Annotated in this window: 19 protein-coding genes; 12 read left to right on the top strand and 7 right to left on the bottom strand. The window is 69.7% G+C overall.

The annotated features are described in order from the left end of the window. Nucleotides 1-4: 4 nt before the first annotated feature. Together OG205_RS01655 and OG205_RS01650 are read left to right on the top strand one after the other, a co-directional pair. Nucleotides 5-682, top strand: coding sequence for an HAD family hydrolase (locus tag OG205_RS01655; RefSeq protein WP_330274424.1), 678 nt, complete (start codon nucleotides 5-7; stop codon nucleotides 680-682). Beyond that, nucleotides 679-2,994, top strand: coding sequence for a glycoside hydrolase family 65 protein (locus tag OG205_RS01650; RefSeq protein ID WP_330274423.1), 2,316 nt, complete (start codon nucleotides 679-681; stop codon nucleotides 2,992-2,994). The genes OG205_RS01655 and OG205_RS01650 overlap by 4 nt, the downstream gene beginning before the upstream one ends. 375 nt (nucleotides 2,995-3,369) lie before the next feature. Here OG205_RS01650 and OG205_RS01645 read toward each other — a convergent pair whose 3' ends face one another. The 3 genes from OG205_RS01645 to OG205_RS01635 all read right to left on the bottom strand — a co-directional run bounded on the left by OG205_RS01645 (nucleotide 3,370) and on the right by OG205_RS01635 (nucleotide 5,442). Further along, nucleotides 3,370-3,687 carry a hypothetical protein gene (locus OG205_RS01645; RefSeq protein ID WP_330274422.1) on the bottom strand — a complete coding sequence of 106 codons (318 nt, stop codon included), beginning with the start codon at nucleotides 3,685-3,687 and terminating at the stop codon, nucleotides 3,370-3,372. Nucleotides 3,688-3,706: 19 nt separating this feature from the next. Further along, a complete protein-coding gene (locus tag OG205_RS01640) occupies nucleotides 3,707-4,408 on the bottom strand; it encodes an SDR family NAD(P)-dependent oxidoreductase (RefSeq protein ID WP_330274421.1) in 702 nt (233 codons plus the stop codon). 107 nt (nucleotides 4,409-4,515) lie between these two features. Beyond that, nucleotides 4,516-5,442: a LysR family transcriptional regulator gene (locus OG205_RS01635; protein ID WP_330274420.1), complete on the bottom strand. Its 927-nt coding sequence runs from the start codon at nucleotides 5,440-5,442 to the stop codon at nucleotides 4,516-4,518. A gap of 75 nt (nucleotides 5,443-5,517) precedes the next feature. Between OG205_RS01635 and OG205_RS01630 the strand changes: the two genes are divergently transcribed. Beyond that, complete coding sequence (locus OG205_RS01630) at nucleotides 5,518-5,808, top strand: muconolactone Delta-isomerase family protein (RefSeq protein WP_330274419.1); 291 nt, start codon at nucleotides 5,518-5,520, stop codon at nucleotides 5,806-5,808. Continuing rightward, nucleotides 5,805-6,953, top strand: coding sequence for a YbfB/YjiJ family MFS transporter (locus OG205_RS01625; RefSeq protein WP_330274418.1), 1,149 nt, complete (start codon nucleotides 5,805-5,807; stop codon nucleotides 6,951-6,953). Before OG205_RS01630 ends, OG205_RS01625 begins: the two co-directional genes overlap by 4 nt. On the opposite strand, the gene OG205_RS01620 is transcribed toward OG205_RS01625, so the two are convergent. Continuing rightward, nucleotides 6,871-7,842, bottom strand: coding sequence for an alcohol dehydrogenase catalytic domain-containing protein (locus OG205_RS01620; protein WP_330274417.1), 972 nt, complete (start codon nucleotides 7,840-7,842; stop codon nucleotides 6,871-6,873). The genes OG205_RS01625 and OG205_RS01620 overlap by 83 nt on opposite strands. A gap of 97 nt (nucleotides 7,843-7,939) precedes the next feature. Between OG205_RS01620 and OG205_RS01615 the strand changes: the two genes are divergently transcribed. From OG205_RS01615 to OG205_RS01600, 4 genes are all read left to right on the top strand, one after another. Beyond that, nucleotides 7,940-9,109 (top strand): beta-1,3-glucanase family protein, encoded by a 1,170-nt coding sequence (locus OG205_RS01615; RefSeq protein WP_330274416.1) that lies wholly within the window; start codon nucleotides 7,940-7,942, stop codon nucleotides 9,107-9,109. Nucleotides 9,110-9,191: 82 nt separating this feature from the next. Then, nucleotides 9,192-9,863 carry a response regulator transcription factor gene (locus OG205_RS01610; protein ID WP_330274415.1) on the top strand — a complete coding sequence of 224 codons (672 nt, stop codon included), beginning with the start codon at nucleotides 9,192-9,194 and terminating at the stop codon, nucleotides 9,861-9,863. Further along, a complete protein-coding gene (locus OG205_RS01605) occupies nucleotides 9,860-11,188 on the top strand; it encodes a HAMP domain-containing sensor histidine kinase (RefSeq protein ID WP_330274414.1) in 1,329 nt (442 codons plus the stop codon). The genes OG205_RS01610 and OG205_RS01605 overlap by 4 nt, the downstream gene beginning before the upstream one ends. 45 nt (nucleotides 11,189-11,233) lie before the next feature. Further along, nucleotides 11,234-12,274 (top strand): NAD-dependent epimerase/dehydratase family protein, encoded by a 1,041-nt coding sequence (locus OG205_RS01600; RefSeq protein WP_330274413.1) that lies wholly within the window; start codon nucleotides 11,234-11,236, stop codon nucleotides 12,272-12,274. Here the strand turns inward: OG205_RS01600 and OG205_RS01595 are convergent. Then, a complete protein-coding gene (locus OG205_RS01595) occupies nucleotides 12,261-13,439 on the bottom strand; it encodes a hypothetical protein (RefSeq protein ID WP_330274412.1) in 1,179 nt (392 codons plus the stop codon). The genes OG205_RS01600 and OG205_RS01595 overlap by 14 nt on opposite strands. A gap of 122 nt (nucleotides 13,440-13,561) precedes the next feature. Here OG205_RS01595 and OG205_RS01590 point away from each other — a divergent pair, with 122 nt between their 5' ends. The 4 genes from OG205_RS01590 to OG205_RS01575 all read left to right on the top strand — a co-directional run bounded on the left by OG205_RS01590 (nucleotide 13,562) and on the right by OG205_RS01575 (nucleotide 16,758). Continuing rightward, on the top strand, nucleotides 13,562-14,200 hold the full coding sequence (locus OG205_RS01590) for a glycosyltransferase family 2 protein (RefSeq protein ID WP_330274411.1): 639 nt from the start codon (nucleotides 13,562-13,564) through the stop codon (nucleotides 14,198-14,200). After that, entirely contained in the window at nucleotides 14,197-14,901 is a 705-nt protein-coding gene (locus OG205_RS01585; protein ID WP_330274410.1) for a TIGR04282 family arsenosugar biosynthesis glycosyltransferase, read from the top strand. The genes OG205_RS01590 and OG205_RS01585 overlap by 4 nt, the downstream gene beginning before the upstream one ends. 214 nt (nucleotides 14,902-15,115) lie before the next feature. Beyond that, complete coding sequence (locus OG205_RS01580) at nucleotides 15,116-15,715, top strand: class I SAM-dependent methyltransferase (protein ID WP_330274409.1); 600 nt, start codon at nucleotides 15,116-15,118, stop codon at nucleotides 15,713-15,715. Then, nucleotides 15,712-16,758, top strand: coding sequence for a molybdopterin-dependent oxidoreductase (locus OG205_RS01575; RefSeq protein ID WP_330274408.1), 1,047 nt, complete (start codon nucleotides 15,712-15,714; stop codon nucleotides 16,756-16,758). The genes OG205_RS01580 and OG205_RS01575 overlap by 4 nt, the downstream gene beginning before the upstream one ends. A gap of 344 nt (nucleotides 16,759-17,102) precedes the next feature. On the opposite strand, the gene OG205_RS01570 is transcribed toward OG205_RS01575, so the two are convergent. Together OG205_RS01570 and OG205_RS01565 are read right to left on the bottom strand one after the other, a co-directional pair. Next, nucleotides 17,103-17,918, bottom strand: a complete 816-nt coding sequence (locus tag OG205_RS01570; protein WP_330274407.1) for a hypothetical protein — start codon at nucleotides 17,916-17,918, stop codon at nucleotides 17,103-17,105. Next, on the bottom strand, nucleotides 17,918-18,778 hold the full coding sequence (locus OG205_RS01565; RefSeq protein WP_442916729.1) for an ABC transporter ATP-binding protein: 861 nt from the start codon (nucleotides 18,776-18,778) through the stop codon (nucleotides 17,918-17,920). The genes OG205_RS01570 and OG205_RS01565 overlap by 1 nt, the downstream gene beginning before the upstream one ends. Between the last annotated feature and the right edge of the window lie 64 nt (nucleotides 18,779-18,842).

The raw sequence follows: 18,842 nt of genomic DNA, 5'->3' as shown, positions 1-18,842 counted from the left end.
AACCATGAGCCTCGGCCTCCCGGACAAGATCACAGCACTGCTGTTCGACCTCGACGGCGTGCTCACCAGCACCGCCGTGCTGCACCGGCAGGCCTGGCGGCAGACGTTCGAAGCCATGGGCCAGTCGTTCAGCGAGCAGGACTACCTCGCCTACGTGGACGGAAAGCCGCGCTACGACGGTGTCCGCAGCTTCCTGACCTCCCGCGACCTCACGCCGTCGGAGGACGAGATCCGCCGCATCGGCGACCAGAAGAACGATCTGGTCAACGAGATCATCGACAAGGAGGGCATCACGCCCTACCCCGCGTCGGTCAGCTATCTCAAGGCCGCGCGCGAAGCCGGCCTGCCCATCGGCGTCGTCACGTCCTCCGCCAACGCCATGCGCGTGCTGCGTTCCGGCAACCTGCTCGACTACGTCGACGCGCTGGTGGACGGCAACGTGATCACCGCGTCGGACCTGCGGGGCAAGCCGGCGCCGGACTCGTTCGTCGAGGGCGCCAGAAGACTGAAGACGGCACCGGAGAACGCCGCGGTCTTCGAGGACGCGCTCGCGGGCGTGCAGGCGGGGCACGACGGCGGCTTCGGGTTCGTCGTGGGCGTCGACCGCGGCCACCAGCGTGACGCGCTGAAGTCGCACGGCGCCGACGTGGTCGTCGACGAGCTCGACGAGCTGCTCTCATGAGCTACGCCGTCGAACCGTGGCAGCTGCGCTGGCAGGGCCTGTCGGTGGACGACCTGCATCAGACCGAGTCGACGTTCGCGCTGGCCAACGGCCACATCGGGCTGCGCGGCACCCTCGACGAGGGCGAGCCGCGCGGTCTGCCCGGCACGTACCTCAACGGCTTCTACGAAGAGCACCAGCTGCCGTACGGCGAGGGTGGCTACGGCTATCCGGAGGCGGGCCAGACCGTCGTCAACGTCACCGACGGCAAGATCATCCGGCTGCTGGTCGAGGACGAGCCGCTGGACATGCGCTACGGCAACGCCATCGAGCACGAACGCACGCTCGACTTCCGCTCCGGCACGTTGCGCCGCCGCACGGTCTGGGAGTCGCCGACGGGCAGGCGTGTGACCGTGCGCAGCGAACGGCTCGTGTCGTTCACTCAGCGCGCGGTCGTCGCCATCCGCTACGAGGTCGAGCCGATGGACGACCTGCAGCTCGTCGTCCAGTCCGACCTGCTGGCCAACGAGCCGACCGTGAGTCGCAGCAACGATCCCCGCGTCGCCGCCGCGCTGGACTCCCCGCTGGTCAACGACTTCAAGATGGCGGAGAAGACGCGGGCCGTGCTGTGCCACCACACCAAGGTGTCCGGTCTGCGCATGGCCGCCGCGATGGACCACGAGGTCGACGTCGACGGCGTCGACGTCCGCACCGAGATCCGTGCCGAGGACGACCTGGCCCGGTTCACCACGGCCGTCGACGTGCCGGCGGGCGGGTGCCTGAAGCTGACCAAGTACCTGGCCTACGGCTGGTCGGGGCAGCGTTCGACGCCCGCGCTGAGGGCGCAGGTCGAGGCGGCTCTGGCCGGTGCGTGCCAGACCGGCTGGGACGGGCTCGTCGAGGAGCAGAAGGAGTTCCTGGACGACTTCTGGGAGGTCGCCGACATCGAGATCGACGGCGACGACCAGCTGCAGCAGGCGATCAGATTCGCGCTGTTCCACATCCTGCAGGCCGGGGCGCGCGGTGAATCCCGGGCCATTCCTGGAAAAGGTCTCACCGGACCGGGTTACGACGGCCATGCCTTCTGGGACACCGAGATGTTCGTGCTCCCGGTGCTCACCTACACGCTGCCCGACGCCGCCCGCGACGCGCTGCGGTGGCGTCACGCCACTTTGGACAAGGCCCGCGACCGCGCGAAGGTGCTGGGGCTCAAGGGAGCCGCGTTCCCGTGGCGTTCGATCAACGGCGCAGAGTGCAGCGCGTACTGGCCTGCGGGCACGGCCGCGTTCCACGTCTCCGGCGACGTCGCCTACGCCACCCAGCAGTACCTGAACGCCACCGGTGACGAGGACTTCGACCGAGACGAAGCCACCGAGATCCTCGTGGAGACCGCACGGCTGTGGTGCTCGCTGGGCCACCACGACCGGCACGACGGGTTCCGCATCGACGGCGTGACGGGCCCGGACGAGTACTCGGCGATCGTCGACAACAACGTCTACACGAACCTGATCGCGCAGCAGAACCTGCGGGCGGCCGCCGACGCCGCCGAGCGGAACCCCTGCGACGCGACGGAAGAGGAGATCGCGGCCTGGCGCAGGGCCGCGGACGCGATGGCGATCCCGTACGACGAGATGCTCGAGGTGCATCCGCAGGCGGACAACTTCACCAAGCACGCCGAGTGGGACTTCGAGAACACCCCGGAGGAGAAGTACCCGCTGCTGCTGCACTTCCCGTACTTCGACCTGTACCGCCGCCAGGTGGTGAAGCAGGCGGACCTGGTGCTCGCGATGCACGTGCGCGGCGACGTGTTCACCGACGACGAGAAGGCCCGCAACTTCGCCTACTACGAAGCCCGCACGGTGCGCGACTCGTCGTTGTCGGCGGGCACGCAGGCGGTGCTGGCGGCCGAGGTCGGGCACCTCGGGCTGGCGTTCGACTACCTCGTCGAGGCCGCGTTCACCGATCTGCACGACCTGCACAGCAACGTCACCAACGGCCTGCACATGGCGTCGCTGGCGGGTGCGTGGACGGCGCTGGTGGCCGGGTTCGGCGGCATGCGCGACCACGGCGGCGAGCTGACGTTCGCGCCGCGGATGCCGGCCGAGCTGACCCGCTTCTCGTTCCGGATGTCCTTCCAGGGCACGAGAATCTCCGTGGACGTGTGCGAGAGCGAGGCCACCTACCGGATCGTGGACGGCACGTCGCTGACCACGAAGCACCACGGCGAGACGATCACGATCACGGCGGACGCCCCGGTGACCATGCCGATCCCGAAGGCCCCCGACCTCGAGCGACCTCCGTCGCCGTTCGGCCGGGAGCCTCGTCGGCACTAGTGGTGTCGACCAGGTGGGTGGACCACCGCTGATCGTCGGCGGTCCACCCGGTCCACCCGGTCCACCCGGTCCACCGGTGCCAGGCCATCCGAGGCCAGCCGCCGTCGATCACGGCCTCGGGCAGGTGCCGGGGGTTCCTGGCGTGCTCGCGGTGCCGGGCGCTGGGAGCGGCCGGCACCTCTCCCAGCGGGGATTGCCCGGTGAGCAGGAGATCGACCCCTCGGTCCTGGTACTCCAGCGCGCGACGCACCCACATCTCGGTCTCGCGGTGGCGCCAACGGCGATCGGCGCTGTCGGGTACGCCGCAGCATCGCACCAGGGTGGCAGGCCGGGGTGGTGTCCTCGAAAGGTTTCCCGGCCTGCGGGGCCGCGCCCCTAGCCCAGTCGGGAGACCTGGTAATGCGCGATCAGGTCTCCCTTCACCAGCACGCTCAGGTTGACGGTGATGGTCGGCCGGTCGACGAACGAGAAATCGACGGTCAAATAGCCGAGAACCAGATCGTCGGCGAGCCTGCGGGTTTCCAGAATCTTGTACTCGGCCTTCAGACCGATGGGCTGGGAATCGTAGTAGGCCGCGACCGCCTGCCGTCCGACTCCGTACGGGTGCAGCCCCTGGAAAATGGCGTCCTCGGTGAAGTTCGACGCCACGCGCTCGGGATCGTGCGCGTCGACGGCGTCCTTCCACCGGTCCATGACGTCTTCGAGGACCATGTCAGTGCCCCGCGCTCTGGCCGCCGTCGACGTGCAGGATCTCGCCCGTCACGAAGCCGGCCTGCTCGAGGAACGTGATCGCGTCGACGACCTCGGAGATCTCGCCGATCCGGCCGACGGGGTGCAGCCCGGCGAGCGCCTCGTGGGTCTCCGGGGCGTGCATCGGCGTCTTGATGATGCCGAGCGCGACGGTGTTGAAGCGGATGTTCCTCGCGGCGTACTCGACGGCGAGCGACTTCGTGACGGCGTTCAGACCGCCCTTGGTCAGCGACGCGAGCGCGGAGGGCACCGCGGACAGCGCGTGGTCGACCAGGGTCGTGGACACGTTCACGACGTGGCCGCCGTTGTCGCCGATCGCCGCAACGGCGGCACGCGTGATGTCGAAGAACCCGACGAGGTTGGTGCCGGTGACGGCGGCGAAGTCCTCGTCGGTGTACTCGGTGAACGGCTTGGCGACGAAGATGCCGGCGTTGTTCACGAGCGAGTCGACGCGGCCGAACCGCGCCAGCGTCTCCTGGACGACCCGTGCGCCCTCCCCCGTCTTGCTGAGGTCGGCGCGAATCGCGAGCACCTCGGGGTCGTCGGAAGCGCCGATGGAACGCGAGACCGCGACAACCGAATAGCCGAGCTTGCGATAGGCCGGAACGAGTGCCGCGCCAATTCCCTGCGACGCTCCCGTGACGATTGCCACCTTGCTGGTCATTTTCCTGCTCGCTTTCGAAGGAGGAGTAGCGGATCTGACAGCCACAACGGCCCGCGAACCGGGTTCATTTCGCGGAATTGCGACCCGTTTCCTCCCTCGTGCGAGTCTCAGCCTCTCAACGCACGGTAGGGGTCGTCCGAGGGCAGCCACGCGCGGTCCAGACCGAGGTCGCCGACGTCCCGCACGATCGCGTCGGCGGCGGCGATGACGTCCGCGCGTTCCTCGTCCTCGCGGCGCACCAGCGACCAGGTCCACACGACCTCGGGATCGACGACGGGCCGTTGCACGAGATCCGGCGGCAATGGCGTGGTCTGCCCCTTCGGCGAGTTGAGCACCGGCGTCGTGCACACCCGCACGTGGTCGAAGAACGCCGGTCCGGTGATGGCGCCGTTGTGGATGCGCCGGACGGCACAGCCGGTGTCCCGCGCGAACTCCTCGGCGTAGTCGTTCCAGGACTGCCACGACGTCACGTCGTCGTCCACCAGCACCGCGATGTCCTTGGCCCGGACGGGACTCGTGTCCGTGCCCACCGCCACCGCGTACAGCCGATCCGCGCCGAGCAGTTGTGCTTGAAGGCCCAACTGGGCCGCCTCGGACCTGCGGATCCAGCACACGGCCAGGTCGAGGCTGCCGTCCGCCACCCGTGCCGCCTGCTGGTGCGACGGCACGACCCAGGCGTCCACGTAGAGCTGCGCGACCCCGGCCGTGCGAGCGGTCAGGTCCGGCGGCAGCCAGTTCACGTACCCGATCCGCACCGGCCGCGACCCGGACAACTGCCGCGCGTGCCGTTGCAGCTCATCGGCCCGTTCGAGCAGCGCCCGCACCTCGGGGACCAGCGCGGCACCGGCGGACGTCAGCGCGACGGTGCGGCGGTCGCGGGCGAACAGCGGCACGCCGAGGTCGCGTTCGAGCGCCTTGATCTGTTGCGACAACGACGGCCCGGCGATCAGCAGGCGCGCCGCCGCCCGACCGAAGTGCAGTTCTTCGGCGACCGCGAGGAAGTACCGGAGTTGACGCAGTTCCACATCACGCATCCTAGGAGGCTCAGGCTCCCACGCAGGAGAAAGCCGGTCGTGGCGTCCGTCGCCGCGGGGTCGCACGATGAGGTCATGAGAGAGTTCATCGTCGAGATCATCACCACGATCCCGGACGGCACACCCCAGTCCGAAGTGGACTCGCGCCGGGCGGCCGAAGCGGTGCGGGCCAAGGAACTCACCACGAGCGGCAAACTCGTCCGGCTGTGGCGGCCGATCGGCGAGATGCGCAGCATCGGCCTGTGGCGGGCCGACGACGAGGCCGACCTCCACGCGCACGTGCTCGGCACGCTGCCGTTGAGCCCGTGGATGGCGTTCACCGTCACGGCCGTGCAGCCTCACCCGAACGACCCCGGCCGGCTGTGAGCGCCCGCCAGGCCGCCGCGGCGCTGGCGGCGGCCATGGGCATCGGACGGTTCGTCTACACGCCGATCCTGCCGCTGATGACCGCGCAGGCAGGCCTGTCGGCCGCCTCGGCCGCGTCGCTGGCCACCGCCAACTACCTGGGCTACTTCGTCGGAGCGCTCGCCACGATCGTCCGTGCGCCGTCGCGGACCACGAACCGTGTCGCGCTCGTGCTGCTCGTGGCCACCCTCGCCGGAATGCCGCTGGTGCACGGCATGGCCGCGTGGTTCGTGCTGCGGCTGGTGGCCGGGGTGGCGAGCGCGGTGGTGTTCGTGGCGGCGGTGAACGCGCGGCCAGGGTGGGGCATGAGCGGCGTCGGGGCCGGGATCGCGTTGTCGGGGCTGCTGGGCTGGAGCGGCTGGGAAACGGCCTGGTGGCTGGCGGCCGGCATGGCGGCGGTGCTGACGGCCGTGGCGTGGGGTCTGGAGCCCGGCGCACCGAAACTGTCAGACCCGCTTGAGATGATGGGAGTGGGGGCTCGACGCCCCCTGGGGGCCGGTGAGTCGGGATCGATCCAGGAGCCGCGCAAGCCGCGCGTGAGCCGTTCCACCCGGCGCGCGTTCGCCACCCTCTTCGCCGCCTACACCCTCGAAGGCGTCGGCTACATCATCGCCGCAACGTTCCTGGTCGCGGCGATCAGCGGCCCGCTCGGCAGCACCTCGTGGATCCTGGTCGGAGTCTCCGCAGCCCTCTCCCCCGCCCTGATGGCCCGGCTCGGCAACGGCCGCCCGGTGCTGGTCGCCGCACTGGCCGTGCAGGCCGTGGCCATCGCGCTCCCCGCACTCGTCAGCACGACCGCCGCTGCTCTGATCGCGGTCGTCCTGTTCGGCGGCACGTTCATCGGTATCGCCGCCACCGCCCTCAAGCTGGGCGCCGACCTCGGCTTCCCGCGAGCCGCGGCCACCCTCACGGCCGGCTACTCGGCGGGCCAGATCGTCGGCCCGCTCGTCGCCACCCCGTTGCTGCACAACGGCTACCACCAGGCGTTGCTGCTGGCGGCCGCGATCGTCGGGCTGGCCGCGATCACAGCTCTAGCACCACTTTCACGTCACCGGGCCGCGACTCGAACGCCTCCGCGAAGGATTCCAGCGGCACCCGCCGAGTGATCATCGCCGACAGCCACGCGTCGTCCGCGCGGTCCAGCACGGCGGAGGCCTCCCGGTAGTGCCGCACGTTCGCGTTGACCGTGCCGAACACGATCCCGTTGCGCAGCACCATGTCCCGGTTGATCTGCCCGATGTCGGCCGGGATCACCTCGGTCGACGGCACCCCGGTCAGGCACACCAGGTCCCGCCCGAGCAGTCGCGCGACCAGCGACGGCGCCCCGGTCGCCTCGATCACGACCGGGCAGTCCGGCAGCGTCCGGTGGTAGGTGGCGCCGAGCGACTCGACGAGCGCGGGCTTCGGGCCGTCGACGGCCAGGTCGAACACGTGCACGTCCAGCCCTCGCTGCACCCCGATCAACGCCGCCAGCAGGCCGATCGGCCCGGCTCCCGTCACCAGCACGCTCTCGAACGGGAAGGGCGCCAGCCGGTCCAGCCGCTCCCACGCCTTCACGACCACCGACGCGGGTTCGACCAGAACACCTGTCGAAGAACCGACACCGACGGCATAAGCGGCAGGCACTGTCCACAAAGTCGAGCCGTAGCCGTCGAGGCCCGTGATCCCGCGCTCGGTGTACTGCCCGTTCCGGCACATGTCGAACTCCCCGCGCGCACACGCCACGCACGGCACCGGATCGGGTCTGCGGACCACCCCGGCGACCAGCGACCCCGGCTCGAACCCCGGTCCGCTGATCACCCGTCCGAGCGACTCGTGCCCGATCACGAGAGTTCCGCCGACGCCGAACTCGCCGCGCACGATCTCGCGGTCCGTCCCGCAGATGCCGATCGCCACGCCCTCGACCAGCAGGTCCTCCGGGCCCGGCTCCGGATCGGGCAGTTCGGTCAGGGACAACGACCCGGCCCGTGCAAGATCAACCGTCAGTGCGCGCATGAAGACCATTCTTGACATATCAACAGCGACGCGCTGGTATGAGAGCGCTCTCACCGCCGCTGAAATGGTCCTGCCTGTCTCAGTGAGGAGATAGTCGATGCGCAAGCTCCTGCTGCTCGCGACATCGGCCCTACTAGGGCTGACAACGATGTCCGCACCTGCTGTTCAAGCCGCTCCACCGAATCTGCTCCCGCTCACCGTCACGAACAACTCTGGCCGCGGCGACGCGACCCACCTGTACGTGTTCGGCGAGATGGGCGGCCGGCTCGGCTACGTGAACGCGAACGGCCAGTTCACGGCCTGGTCCGGAGGCGGAATCCCGCCGACCCCGGCACCGGACGTCTCGATCCCCGGCCCCGGGAACGGCGCCAGCCGGACCCTGCAGATCCCGCTCAACCTCGCCGGTGGCCGGCTCTACATGTCCTTCCGGGACAAGCTGAAGTTCTCCCTGGTCCCGAACGGCCTGGTGCAGCCGGCGCCGTGGGCCGCGGGTGACCCGAACCGCGACATCCTGTTCGACTGGAGCGAGTTCACCTACAACGGCGGCGGGTTGTGGTTGAACAGCTCGCAGGTGGACATGTTCTCGGTGCCGCACGCGGTCGAGGCGACCTCGCAGAGCGGCGTCACCAAGAAGACCGGCCAGCTGGTCTCCAACGGGCGCAACCGCATCTTCGACCAGCACCAGCAGCTCGGCGGCGACTGGGCGCGACTGGTCTACACCCGCTCGGACGGCACGCGGCTGCGCGTGCTGAACCCGAGCAAGGGCCTCGACGCGGGCGTGTTCTCCGCCTCGTACTTCGCGAACTACGTCAGCAGCGCCTGGTCGACGTACCAGAACACGCCGCTGACCGTCGTGCCGTACCAGAACGAGCCGAACCGCAAGTTCACCGGCCGCGTCAGCGGCGGGAACCTCAACTTCACCAACACGGCGGGCCAGCAGGTCGCGTCGTTCCAGCAGCCGTCCACACGTGACGTCTTCAACTGCGACGGGCGACTCGCGGCGCCGAACAACGACGTCGGCGCGATCTCGCGTTCGCTGTGCGCCGGGCTCAACCGCTCGACGTTCGGCTTCATCCACACCCAGCCGACCTACAACGCGGGCGACTTCTACACCCGCGCGACCACGAACCACTTCTCGAAGATCGTGCACCAGAACATGGCCGACGGGAAGGCTTACGGGTTCGCGTTCGATGACGTCGGCGCGTTCGAGTCACTTGTTCACGAACCGAACCCGCGTTCGGCGAAAGTCACGCTGACCGGATTTTAAACCGAAGCAATCTTGCTTTTGATCGACTTTCACTCCACTGTGTGAGACGCCGTCGCCGCGGCTCTCACACAGTGGAGTCGTTGTGTGCGTACGGGTCCTGCTGGTCGAAGACGACGAGCGAATCCGGCAGGCGTTGAGCCTTGCCTTGTCCGATGAGGGTTTCACCGTTGACGAGGCAGGTTCGGGCGAAGAGGCGTTACAACGTTTGGAGACGGAATCTTTTGACGTGGTGCTGGTCGACCTCACGTTGCCCGGCATGGACGGCCTGGAGGTCGTGCAGGCTCTCCGATCACGCGGTGACCTGCCGATAATCGTGGTGACGGCGCGAACGGACGCCCGTGACGTGATCGCCGGGCTGGAGGCGGGAGCGGACGACTACGTCACGAAACCGTTGATGGCCGGAGTTCTCGCCGCCCGCATCCGCGCGTTGTTGCGCCGACGCGGGCCGGGGCGTGAAGCCGTTCGGATCGGGGAACTGGAAATCCGTCCGCAGGAAGGGCTCGTGCACCGAGCGGGGGAACGCGTTCATCTCACCAGGACGGAATTCCGGCTGTTGCTGGAACTCGCTGGTGCGAGCGGGCGAATCGTCACCAGGGAACAGTTGCTGCAAAAGGTTTGGGGATACGACTACTTCGGTGACACCCGGCTGCTCGACGTGCACATAAGGAGACTTCGCCGCAAGATCGAGGCCAACCCGGACGATCCCGAGCTGGTGCTCACCGTGCGCGGCACCGGCTATCGGATCCGCTCGTGAGACTCACGCTGCGCTGCCGGGTCACCCTCTCGTTCGGTTTCGGCCTGCTGGTCGTCACGAGCGTGCTGGCGTTCGCGACCTGGAACCTCGCCTCCGGCTACATGCTGCGGCAACGGGAGGCGAGTGCGACCAGGCAGGCCGAGGTCAACGTGCGGCTGGTCGAGCGGTCGCTGGCCTCGCCGGGTTTCGACGAGCTGCTGACCGGCCTCACCACCGGGCCAGACTCGTCGATCCTGGTGATGAGCCCGGAGGGCCTGGTGACGGCGGGCCGCAAGGTCGAGCCGTCGCAGCTGCCGTCCGGGCTGGTGGAGCACCCGCCGGGCAAGGAGCGGATCACCGTGGACGGTCTGCCGATGCTCGCCGTCGCACGGCCGGTGGCGGGCAACGCCGTCTACGTCGAACTGTTCGGGCTGCAGCAGCTCAACCGGACGTTCGCGTTCCTGAGCGCGGTGCTGATCGCCGGGACGATCGGCTCGGCGCTGCTCGGGGCGGCGCTGGGGTCGTGGGCGTCGAAGCGGGCGCTGAAACCGTTGACGGAGCTGAACTGCGCGGCGGGCAGGATCGCCGGCGGTGATCTGCACGCCCGGCTGCCCGACCAGGACGACCCGGATCTCGCGGCGCTGGCGGCGAAGTTCAACTCGACGGCACAGGCGCTGGAGCAGAGAGCCCTGCGGGACGCCCGGTTCGCGTCGGACGTCTCGCACGAGCTTCGGTCGCCGTTGACGACGATGGTGAACGCGGGCGCGGTGCTGCGCCGGCGTCGTGAGCACCTGCCCGGCACGGCGGGAACGGCGCTGGAACTGCTGACCTCGGAGGTCGACAGGTTCGCGCGGATGGTCGTGGACCTGCTCGAGATCTCCCGGGCGGACCAGACCGACGACCCCGCGCCGGAGGAGATCGCGCTGGACGCATTGGTGCGCAATGTGATCGCGACCCGCACTCCCGTACCCCTGGACCTGGAACCCGTCGTCGTGCTGGGCGACCGGCGCAGGCTGGACCGGGTGCTGACCAACCTGCTGGACAACGCCGAGCGGCACGCCGGTGGCGCGGTGCTGGTGTCCGTGCGGACCGTTGGTTCTTTCGCGCGACTGGTGGTGGAGGACGCCGGGCCTGGCGTGCCAGAGGGGTTGCGGGAGGAGATCTTCGAACGGTTCGCGCGCGGGGTGATGGCGGGCAGCCGGGGTGACGACACCGGCAGCGGGCTGGGGCTGGCGCTGGTCCGCGACCACGTGCACCGGCTGGGCGGCCGGGTCTGGGTGGAGGACCGTGCGCCGTGCGGCTCCCGGTTCGTCGTCGAAATGGTCTTACGGAGTTCTGACGGCTGACGCCTGGGGCACGCCGGGGCGTCACAAGAGTCCTACGGTCGGTGGATGCGAGTACTGATCACCGGCGGGGCCGGGTTCATCGGGTCGCACGTCGCGGACGAGCTGACCTCCCAGGGCCACGAATGCGTGGTGCTCGACGCGTTGCTGCCCGAGGCGCACAGCGCTGTTCCTTTGCTGGACCACGAACTTGTCATCGGCGACGTGACCTCGCCCAACGTGCTGCGGCCGTTGCTGTCCACTGTGGACGCGGTGTGCCATCAGGCGGCGATGGTCGGGCACGGCGTGGATCCGTTCGACGCGCCCTCCTACGCGCGTCACAACGACCTGGGCACGGCGGTGTTGCTGGCCGAGATGTACCGGGCCAAGGTGTCGCGGCTGGTGCTGGCGTCGTCGATGGTCGTCTACGGCGAGGGGCGCTATCGATGCCTCTCCCACGGGATCGTGCGGGCCGAACGGACTGCCGCCGACCTCGCTGCGGGCATGTACGAGCCGCGGTGCTTCTGCGGCGACTTCGTGGTCTCCGAACTGGTGCCCGAGGACGCTCCGCTGGAGCCTCGCAGCACCTACGCGGCCACGAAGCTGGCGCAGGAGCACCTGGCGGTGGCGTGGGCCCGGCAGACCGGCGGGAGCGTGTGGGCGTTGCGCTACCACAACGTCTACGGCCCGCGGATGCCGCGCGACACCCCGTACGCCGGGGTCGCGTCGATCTTCCGGTCGGCGCTGCAGAACGGCGTCGCGCCTCGGGTGATGGAGGACGGGCGGCAGCGGCGCGACTTCGTGCACGTCACGGATGTGGCTCGGGCCAACGTCCTCGCTCTGTCGTCACCGCGTCCTGGCTTCGAGGCCGTGAACGTCTGCTCCGGCACCCCGCACACCATCGGCGACCTGGCGTTCGCGCTGGCCGACGCGTGCGACGGGCCGACGCCCGAGATCGTCGGCGGGGCGCGGCCGGGCGACGTCCGGCACGTCGTCGCCTCGCCCGCGAAAGCCTTGGACGTGCTGGGTTTCGAGGCTCAGGTCGGGTTCGAGGAGGGCGTGCGGGAGTTCGCCTTCGCCTCGCAACGGGAGTCAGTCACCAGTTCGTGAGCACGAGGTGGTTCACCGCCAGGGCTGTGATCGCCTGGGCGGTGAGCCACCTCTTGCGGTGGTCCAGCTTCGCGGTGCCGACCATGAGCCACACCGCGAACGGCAGCCAGATCCGTTCGGTCTCGGCCTTGCTCAGCCCGGACAGGTCGGCGGCCAGGATCGCGATGCCGGCCGCAACGACCCACTTGTCCTTGCGCAGCCCTTTGATGCCCGCCGGGCCGATGACCAGCGCGAGTGCCGCGAGGTTCGCCCACACCCAGTACCAGTACGGCCTGGTGGCTCCGATGCCCTGGTAGTAGCGGAGTTTCACGAGCTCGTAGCCGTCGAGCCACCAGAACCCGCTCAGTACGAACGCTCCCACGACCGCGAGCGCGCCCGCGACGGCCCAGCCGATCCTCCAGCCGGCCTTCCAGCCGACCGCGACGATCGCGAGCGGTGCCAGCAACACCAGTCCGTAGGACAGGAACAGGCACCAGCCCAGTACGACGCCGCCCAGCACCGGCCACCGGGTGAGCAGGTAGAGGCCGACGGCCGCGACGCCCATGAACATGCCGTCCGCCGACGCGCCGACCCACACCGCGCCGGGGAACAGCACCAGGAACGGCAGCACGGCGTTGTTGTCGATGGCCTTGGGAATCGCGACGACCGCGAGCGACCCGACCAGGACGCAGAAGATCGACGCCGCTGCCCCTCCCCCGAGCCCGACGCGGTCGAGTGCGACGAAGGTGAGCAACGCGCCCGGCGGGTGACCGGAGACGTGCGTGGTCCACGAGTCGGGCTGGAAGTCGGGGATGCGCGCGGCGAACCCGCGCAGCATCGCCGGGATGTCGGTGACGCCGGGGACCTCGTGCAGGTACTCGTCCTCGGTCGTCAGCCTGGTGACGAACCGGCCCCAGCCGTCGATCATCGCGAGCGAGAAGGTGAACGCCACCGAGGCCGCGTAGGCGATCGGCAGCGCGAACCTGTGCCCGGTGAGCTCGCGACCTTTGGCGACGACGAGGAACGCGATCAGGACCGCGAGCGGCGTGCCGGGGCCGACGTGCGGATCCCAGTTGCCGAAGATCGGTGCCGCCGAGGCGTAGAGGAGGTCCGGGTCGTGGGCGTTGACGACGATCCCGACGATGATGGCGGCAACGACGAGCAGTCCTGCGATGACTAGACGCACCGCGCCCAACCTAGGGGGTGTCGCGGGGGTCTCGCGGACCCCGCAAGACAATCGTAAGAACTCTTTCGTGCGTCATAATTCCGTAAGCACCACAACACTTTCCGATGGTCCAGGGTGGACACATGGATGTCGTGTTGCCCTGCCTGGACGAGGCCGCCGCACTACCCGCGGTCCTCGCCTCCCTTCCTACCGGATACCGCGCGATCATCGTGGACAACGGTTCTGTGGACGGCTCTCCTGCGGTCGCCGCTGCTCACGGCGCGCTGGTCGTGCACGAGCCCAAGCGCGGCTACGGCGCAGCCGTGCACACCGGTCTGCTCGCGGCCACCTCCGGCCTGGTGGCGTTCGCCGACGCGGACGGTTCGCTGGACCTGGCCGAACTGCCCGCGATGGCCGCTCTGCTGGCCGACGCCGACCTCGTCGTCGGACGACGAAGGCCCGTGCAACCGGGCGTCTGGCCGTGGCACGCGCGGGCCGGCAACGCCGTGATCGCGTCCCTGTTGCGGCGCAGGGGTTTGGACGTGCACGACATCGCGCCGCTGCGGGTGTGCCGGCGCGAAGCGTTGCTGGCACTGGACCTCCAGGACCGCGCCTTCGGCTACCCGCTGGAACTCCTGGTGCGCGCGGCCGAGGCGGGCTGGCGGGTGCACGAGGTCGACGTCTCCTACGGCCCGCGGGCGGCCGGCACGCGGTCGAAGGTGTCGGGTTCGGTGCGCGGCACGATGCGCGCCGCGCGGGACATGGCGGGGGTGCTGCGATGAGGTTCTGCCTGCTGATCATGGCCAAGTCGCCGATCCCCGGCCAGGTGAAGACCCGCCTGTGCCCGCCGCTGACCCCCGAGGAGGCCGCCGACGTGGCGGCAGCCGCGTTGCTCGACACGGTGGAGGCCGCACTGGCCACCCCCGGCGCCGTGCCGGTGGTGGCGCTGGCCGGAGTGGTGCGGCGCGAGGACGTGCGGGACGCGCTGGCGGAGTGCGTGGTGATCCCGCAGCGCGGCCTGACCTTCGCCGAACGCCTGGTGCACGCGCACGCCGACGTGGCGCGGTTCGGGATGCCGGTGCTGCAGATCGGCATGGACACGCCGCAGGTGACGCCCTCGCTGCTGGAGTCGTGTGCCGAGTTCGACGAGGCCGCGCTCGGGTTCGCGCTGGACGGCGGGTGGTGGGCGCTCGGGTTGCGGGATCCGCTGCGAGCCGAGGTGTTGCGGGACGTGCCGATGTCCCGCGCGGACACCGGGGCGCGGACGCTGGAGGCGTTGCAGGGCTGGAGGACGCTGGACGCGCCGGCTCCACACGAGGGCGGGACGACGCGGCCGCCGGACGCGCCCGACGGGATGCGGGTGCGCACGCTGCCGACCCTGTCCGATGTGGACACCATGGTTGACGCTCGCGCGGTGGCGGCCCAGGCACCGGGCAGCCGGTTCGCCGCGACGCTGATGGAGATCGCGGCGGTGCCCCGATGAGGCAGGCTCACGCAAGCGTCCCCGCGGAAGTCCTTCCGCTGCTGCTGTTCTCCCAGACAGCACCGACACTTCGCGGCCGCGAGCCGCGCGGTGGTCACGCGATGACGGACGATCGGCAGGCTCGCGCAAGGGTCCCCTCCGGAGGGGTCCCCTGGTTCAATTCTCCCAGCCGGCACCGACAGTTTTCGGCCGCGAGCCGCCCGGCGGTGGCGCGATGATGTTCGACCAGGCCCTCCAGGGCCGTCCCAGCTGGCTCGACCTCCCCGGCACCGCCCCTCGCGAGCTGAGCGTCGCCCGCTGGCAGGCGGACGCGGACGGCGGCGACTCCGTCCTCCTCGACGCCTGCTCCGGCCCCACTCTCGACGTCGGCTGCGGCCCCGGCCGTCTCGTGGCGGCTCTGCTGAGCCGCCAGATCCAGGCACTCGGCGTCGACGTGTCACCGGAGGCGATCCGGCGCACCACCGAACGCGGCGGCATCGCGATCCGCCGCGACGTGTTCGACCTGTTGCCCGGCGAGGGTCGCTGGCAGCACGTGCTGCTGGCCGACGGCAACATCGGCATCGGTGGTGACCCGGCCGCGTTGCTCCGGCGCGTGCATCAGCTGCTCAAGCCCAGCGGGACCGTCGTCGTGGAGGTCGAGCAGCCGGGTTCCGGGCTGACCATCGGCCAGGCGCGGGTGCGGACGGAAGGCACCAGGGGCGACTGGTTCCCGTGGGCCTGGAGCGACGCGGAGTCCCTGACCGCCGACGGGTTCTTCCTGCTGTGGCAGGTCGAACGCGCCGGGCGCTGGTTCGCGTGCTGGGAGCGGCTGTGAAGACCCCGGCGTTCAAATCCCCCGCGCACCACACCGGTGTGACCAGCCGGATCGGCACGTGGCTCGGCATCGCGTTCGGGCTCTGCTTCGTCACCGGGCTGCTCAGCCACGGCGTGCAGCACGACTGGGTGTGGCCGACCCGTCCGGTCGACCTCTACCGCGTCACCCAGGGGGTGCACGTGATCTCCGGGGTGGCGTCGGTTCCGTTGCTGCTGGCCAAGTTGTGGAGCGTCTACCCGAAGCTGTTCGAACGGCCGCTGGTCAAGAACGTGCCGCACGCTCTGGAACGCGGCACGATCTTCGTGCTGATCGCGGCGTCGTTCTTCGAGCTGATCACCGGGCTGTTCAACGCGGCGCAGAACTACCCGTGGTCGTTCTACTTCCCGACCGCCCACTACGCGGTGGCGTGGATCGTGATCGGCGCGCTGCTCGTGCACATCGCGGTGAAGATCCCCGTCATCCGGCGCACCCTCGAACCGAAGTCCGACGAACGGACCATCCTGTCCCGCAGGGCTTTCCTGCGCACGACCGCGCTGACCACGGGTGTCGCGGTCGTCGCGACGGCGGGCGTCACGGTGCCGTGGCTGCGCAAGATCTCCGTGCTGGCCTGGCGGTCGGACGGCGACCTGCCGGTCAACCGGACCGCGCAAGCCGCGAAAGTCGTGGTGCCACAGGACTGGCGGCTCAAAGCAGGCGCGAAGAGCTACTCGCTGAAGGAACTGCAGGCGCTGCCGCAGACCACAGTGGACCTGCCGATCGCGTGTGTCGAGGGCTGGAGCCAGAACGCGACCTGGACCGGCGTCCGCGTCTCCGAACTCGTCAACGGCGGCGACGTGCGGGTCGAGTCGCTGGAGAAGGACGGCCTGTACCGGGCGACCACGCTGCCCGAGGCGTTCGCCCAGGACCCGCTGACGTTGCTGGCACTCCAGCTCAACGGCGAGGAGCTCAGTCCGGACCACGGCTATCCGTGCCGGCTCATCGCCCCGAACCGGCCGGGTGTGCTGCAGACGAAGTGGGTCACGTCGCTGGAGGTCGAGAAGTGAGCACCACGACCGGCATGAGGTTCGCGCTCGGCGCGGCCGGAGTGGGGCTGGGAGCCTGGGGCGCCTGGCTCCTGCTCCCTCAGATCACCCTCGAACTGCTGCTGTGGCTGGGCGGGGGCGTGGTGCTGCACGACTTCCTGATCGCCCCGCTCGTCGGCGCCTCCGGACTCGTGATCAAGCGGCCGTCCATCGGCGTCGGCCTGACCGTCTCCGGAGTCATCACGCTGATCGCGGTCCCGTTGCTGTGGCGGGAGCACAGCGGTCCGGTCAACCCAGGCCTGCACGACCGCGACTACCCCACCGGAGTCGCGGTCGCACTGGGCGTGACCTGGGCCGCCGTGGCCCTATACGAGGTCGCGGCGCACCTTCAGAAGCGTCGCCGCGCCCACGAAGAACACGACGTACCCGGCGAGGAACAGCGCCGCGGTGGTGCCGCTGAGATCGGTCAGCACACCGGGAGCACCCGATCCGCCGACGGCACCGGCGAGGTTGCCGGCCGAACCACCGGGCAGGACCTCGGTCAGCGACTCGACCGGTCCGAGCAGGGAACCCACGCCCCGCAACAGGTTCTCCGTCACGATCGCCCACATCAGCCCGAGTCCGACGGCCAGCGCGGGCCCCTTGGTGACGACGCCGAGGAACACCCCGAACGCCGTCCACATGGCGGCGATCAGCAGTGACGCGCTCAACGCCTTGAAGACGCCGAGACCCGGCAGGCTCCAGTCCCAGCCCTCCAGCGACGCCACCGTGATGGACGCGCCGAGGTTCACGGCGAACGTCAGCGCCACCAGCAGCACCACGACGATCCCCAACGCGCCGAGCGTGCCGGCCATCGCCGAGACCCGGCGCGGGCCGGCGGTCAGCGTCGTCTTCCAGGTGCCCCAGCCATATCCGCTGCCGACCGCCAGCGCCGCGAGCACCAGGATGATCGACCCGCCGAACATGGGCAGGCCGCGCACCACGGCCGCGCCCACGTTCTCCGGCTGCATCGCGCTGATCAACTGCTGCTGCGAGAAGTCACGCGTGTTGGTGCCGCCGTTCAGAGCGAGGTAGTTGAACACGTAGCCGAACGTCAGCGTCATCACCAGCCAGACACCGATCAGCACCCAGGTCGCCGGCCACTTCCACAGTCGCAGCAGCTCCGCCTTCACGCTGCCCATCACGCCGCTCCCGTCATCTCGAAGAAGACCTCTTCCAGGGTCCGGCGCAGTGGCCGGACCTCCTGCACGTCCACGTCGGCGTGCACCAGCGTGCGCACCAACGCCCCCGCGTCCGTCTCGTTCACGTGCAACACGTCGCCGTGCACCGTGCTGCCCTCGATCAGCACGTGCGCCTTCTCGATCGGGTCGGCGCGGATCAGCAGCACGGTGTCACCGCGCAACTGGTCGACCGTGCTCTCCGCGATCAGCCGTCCCTGAGAGATCACCCCGACCCGGTCGCAGATCTCCTCGACCTCACCGAGCAGGTGGCTCGACAGCAACACGGTCTGGCCCTGTGCCGCCAAAGCCCGCACCAGGTCGCGCATGTCGGCCATGCCCGCCGGGTCGAGGCCGTTGGTCGGCTCGTCGAGGATCAGCAGCTCTGGCCGGCCGAGCAGGGCCGCGGCGACGCCGAGCCGTTGCTTCATGCCGAGCGAGTACCGGCGGAACTTCTCGCCGGCGGCACCGACGAGGTCGACCTGCTCCAGCGCCGCTTCCACATGGGTCCTGCCGACGCCCCGGCGAGCGGCGTGGACGCGCAGGTTGTCGCGACCGGACAGGTAGGGGTAGAAACCGGGCCCCTCGATCAGCGACCCGACCTTGAGCAACGCCTTGGGGGTGCCGGGCGTCTCGCCCAGCACCGAGGCGGAACCGCTCGTGGGCCTCACGAGCCCCAGCAGCATGCGGATCGTGGTCGTCTTGCCCGCGCCGTTGGGACCGAGGAACCCGTAGACCTCGCCCCGCCGCACGGACAGACTGACCTCGTCCACCACGGCGCGGTCGCCGTAGCGCTTCGTCAGCTGCTCCGTCGTCACGATCATGGCGACAATCGTGTTCCCGCGAGAGCCCCGGGTCGTCCGCTCCGGAGCGTCATGAAGATACGCA

The sequence above is a fragment of the Lentzea sp. NBC_00516 genome (genome assembly GCF_036346835.1).
Lineage (GTDB): Bacteria > Actinomycetota > Actinomycetes > Mycobacteriales > Pseudonocardiaceae > Lentzea > Lentzea sokolovensis.
Note: the sequence above shows the minus strand (reverse complement) of the source record. Positions and strands in the feature narration are given on the sequence as shown.

What these genes read in the sequence shown, in the direction of transcription:
- OG205_RS01640 (WP_330274421.1), bottom strand. Translation starts at nt 4,408, where the DNA reads ATGACCAGCAAGGTGGCAATCGTCACGGGAGCGTCGCAGGGAATTGGC.
- OG205_RS01570 (WP_330274407.1), bottom strand. Translation starts at nt 17,918, where the DNA reads ATGGGCAGCGTGAAGGCGGAGCTGCTGCGACTGTGGAAGTGGCCGGCG.
- OG205_RS01580 (WP_330274409.1), top strand. Translation starts at nt 15,116, where the DNA reads ATGATGTTCGACCAGGCCCTCCAGGGCCGTCCCAGCTGGCTCGACCTC.
- OG205_RS01620 (WP_330274417.1), bottom strand. Translation starts at nt 7,842, where the DNA reads ATGCGCGCACTGACGGTTGATCTTGCACGGGCCGGGTCGTTGTCCCTG.
- OG205_RS01600 (WP_330274413.1), top strand. Translation starts at nt 11,234, where the DNA reads ATGCGAGTACTGATCACCGGCGGGGCCGGGTTCATCGGGTCGCACGTC.
- OG205_RS01615 (WP_330274416.1), top strand. Translation starts at nt 7,940, where the DNA reads ATGCGCAAGCTCCTGCTGCTCGCGACATCGGCCCTACTAGGGCTGACA.
- OG205_RS01645 (WP_330274422.1), bottom strand. Translation starts at nt 3,687, where the DNA reads ATGGACCGGTGGAAGGACGCCGTCGACGCGCACGATCCCGAGCGCGTG.
- OG205_RS01585 (WP_330274410.1), top strand. Translation starts at nt 14,197, where the DNA reads ATGAGGTTCTGCCTGCTGATCATGGCCAAGTCGCCGATCCCCGGCCAG.
- OG205_RS01635 (WP_330274420.1), bottom strand. Translation starts at nt 5,442, where the DNA reads ATGCGTGATGTGGAACTGCGTCAACTCCGGTACTTCCTCGCGGTCGCC.
- OG205_RS01565 (WP_442916729.1), bottom strand. Translation starts at nt 18,778, where the DNA reads ATGATCGTGACGACGGAGCAGCTGACGAAGCGCTACGGCGACCGCGCC.
- OG205_RS01630 (WP_330274419.1), top strand. Translation starts at nt 5,518, where the DNA reads ATGAGAGAGTTCATCGTCGAGATCATCACCACGATCCCGGACGGCACA.
- OG205_RS01650 (WP_330274423.1), top strand. Translation starts at nt 679, where the DNA reads ATGAGCTACGCCGTCGAACCGTGGCAGCTGCGCTGGCAGGGCCTGTCG.
- OG205_RS01590 (WP_330274411.1), top strand. Translation starts at nt 13,562, where the DNA reads ATGGATGTCGTGTTGCCCTGCCTGGACGAGGCCGCCGCACTACCCGCG.
- OG205_RS01655 (WP_330274424.1), top strand. Translation starts at nt 5, where the DNA reads ATGAGCCTCGGCCTCCCGGACAAGATCACAGCACTGCTGTTCGACCTC.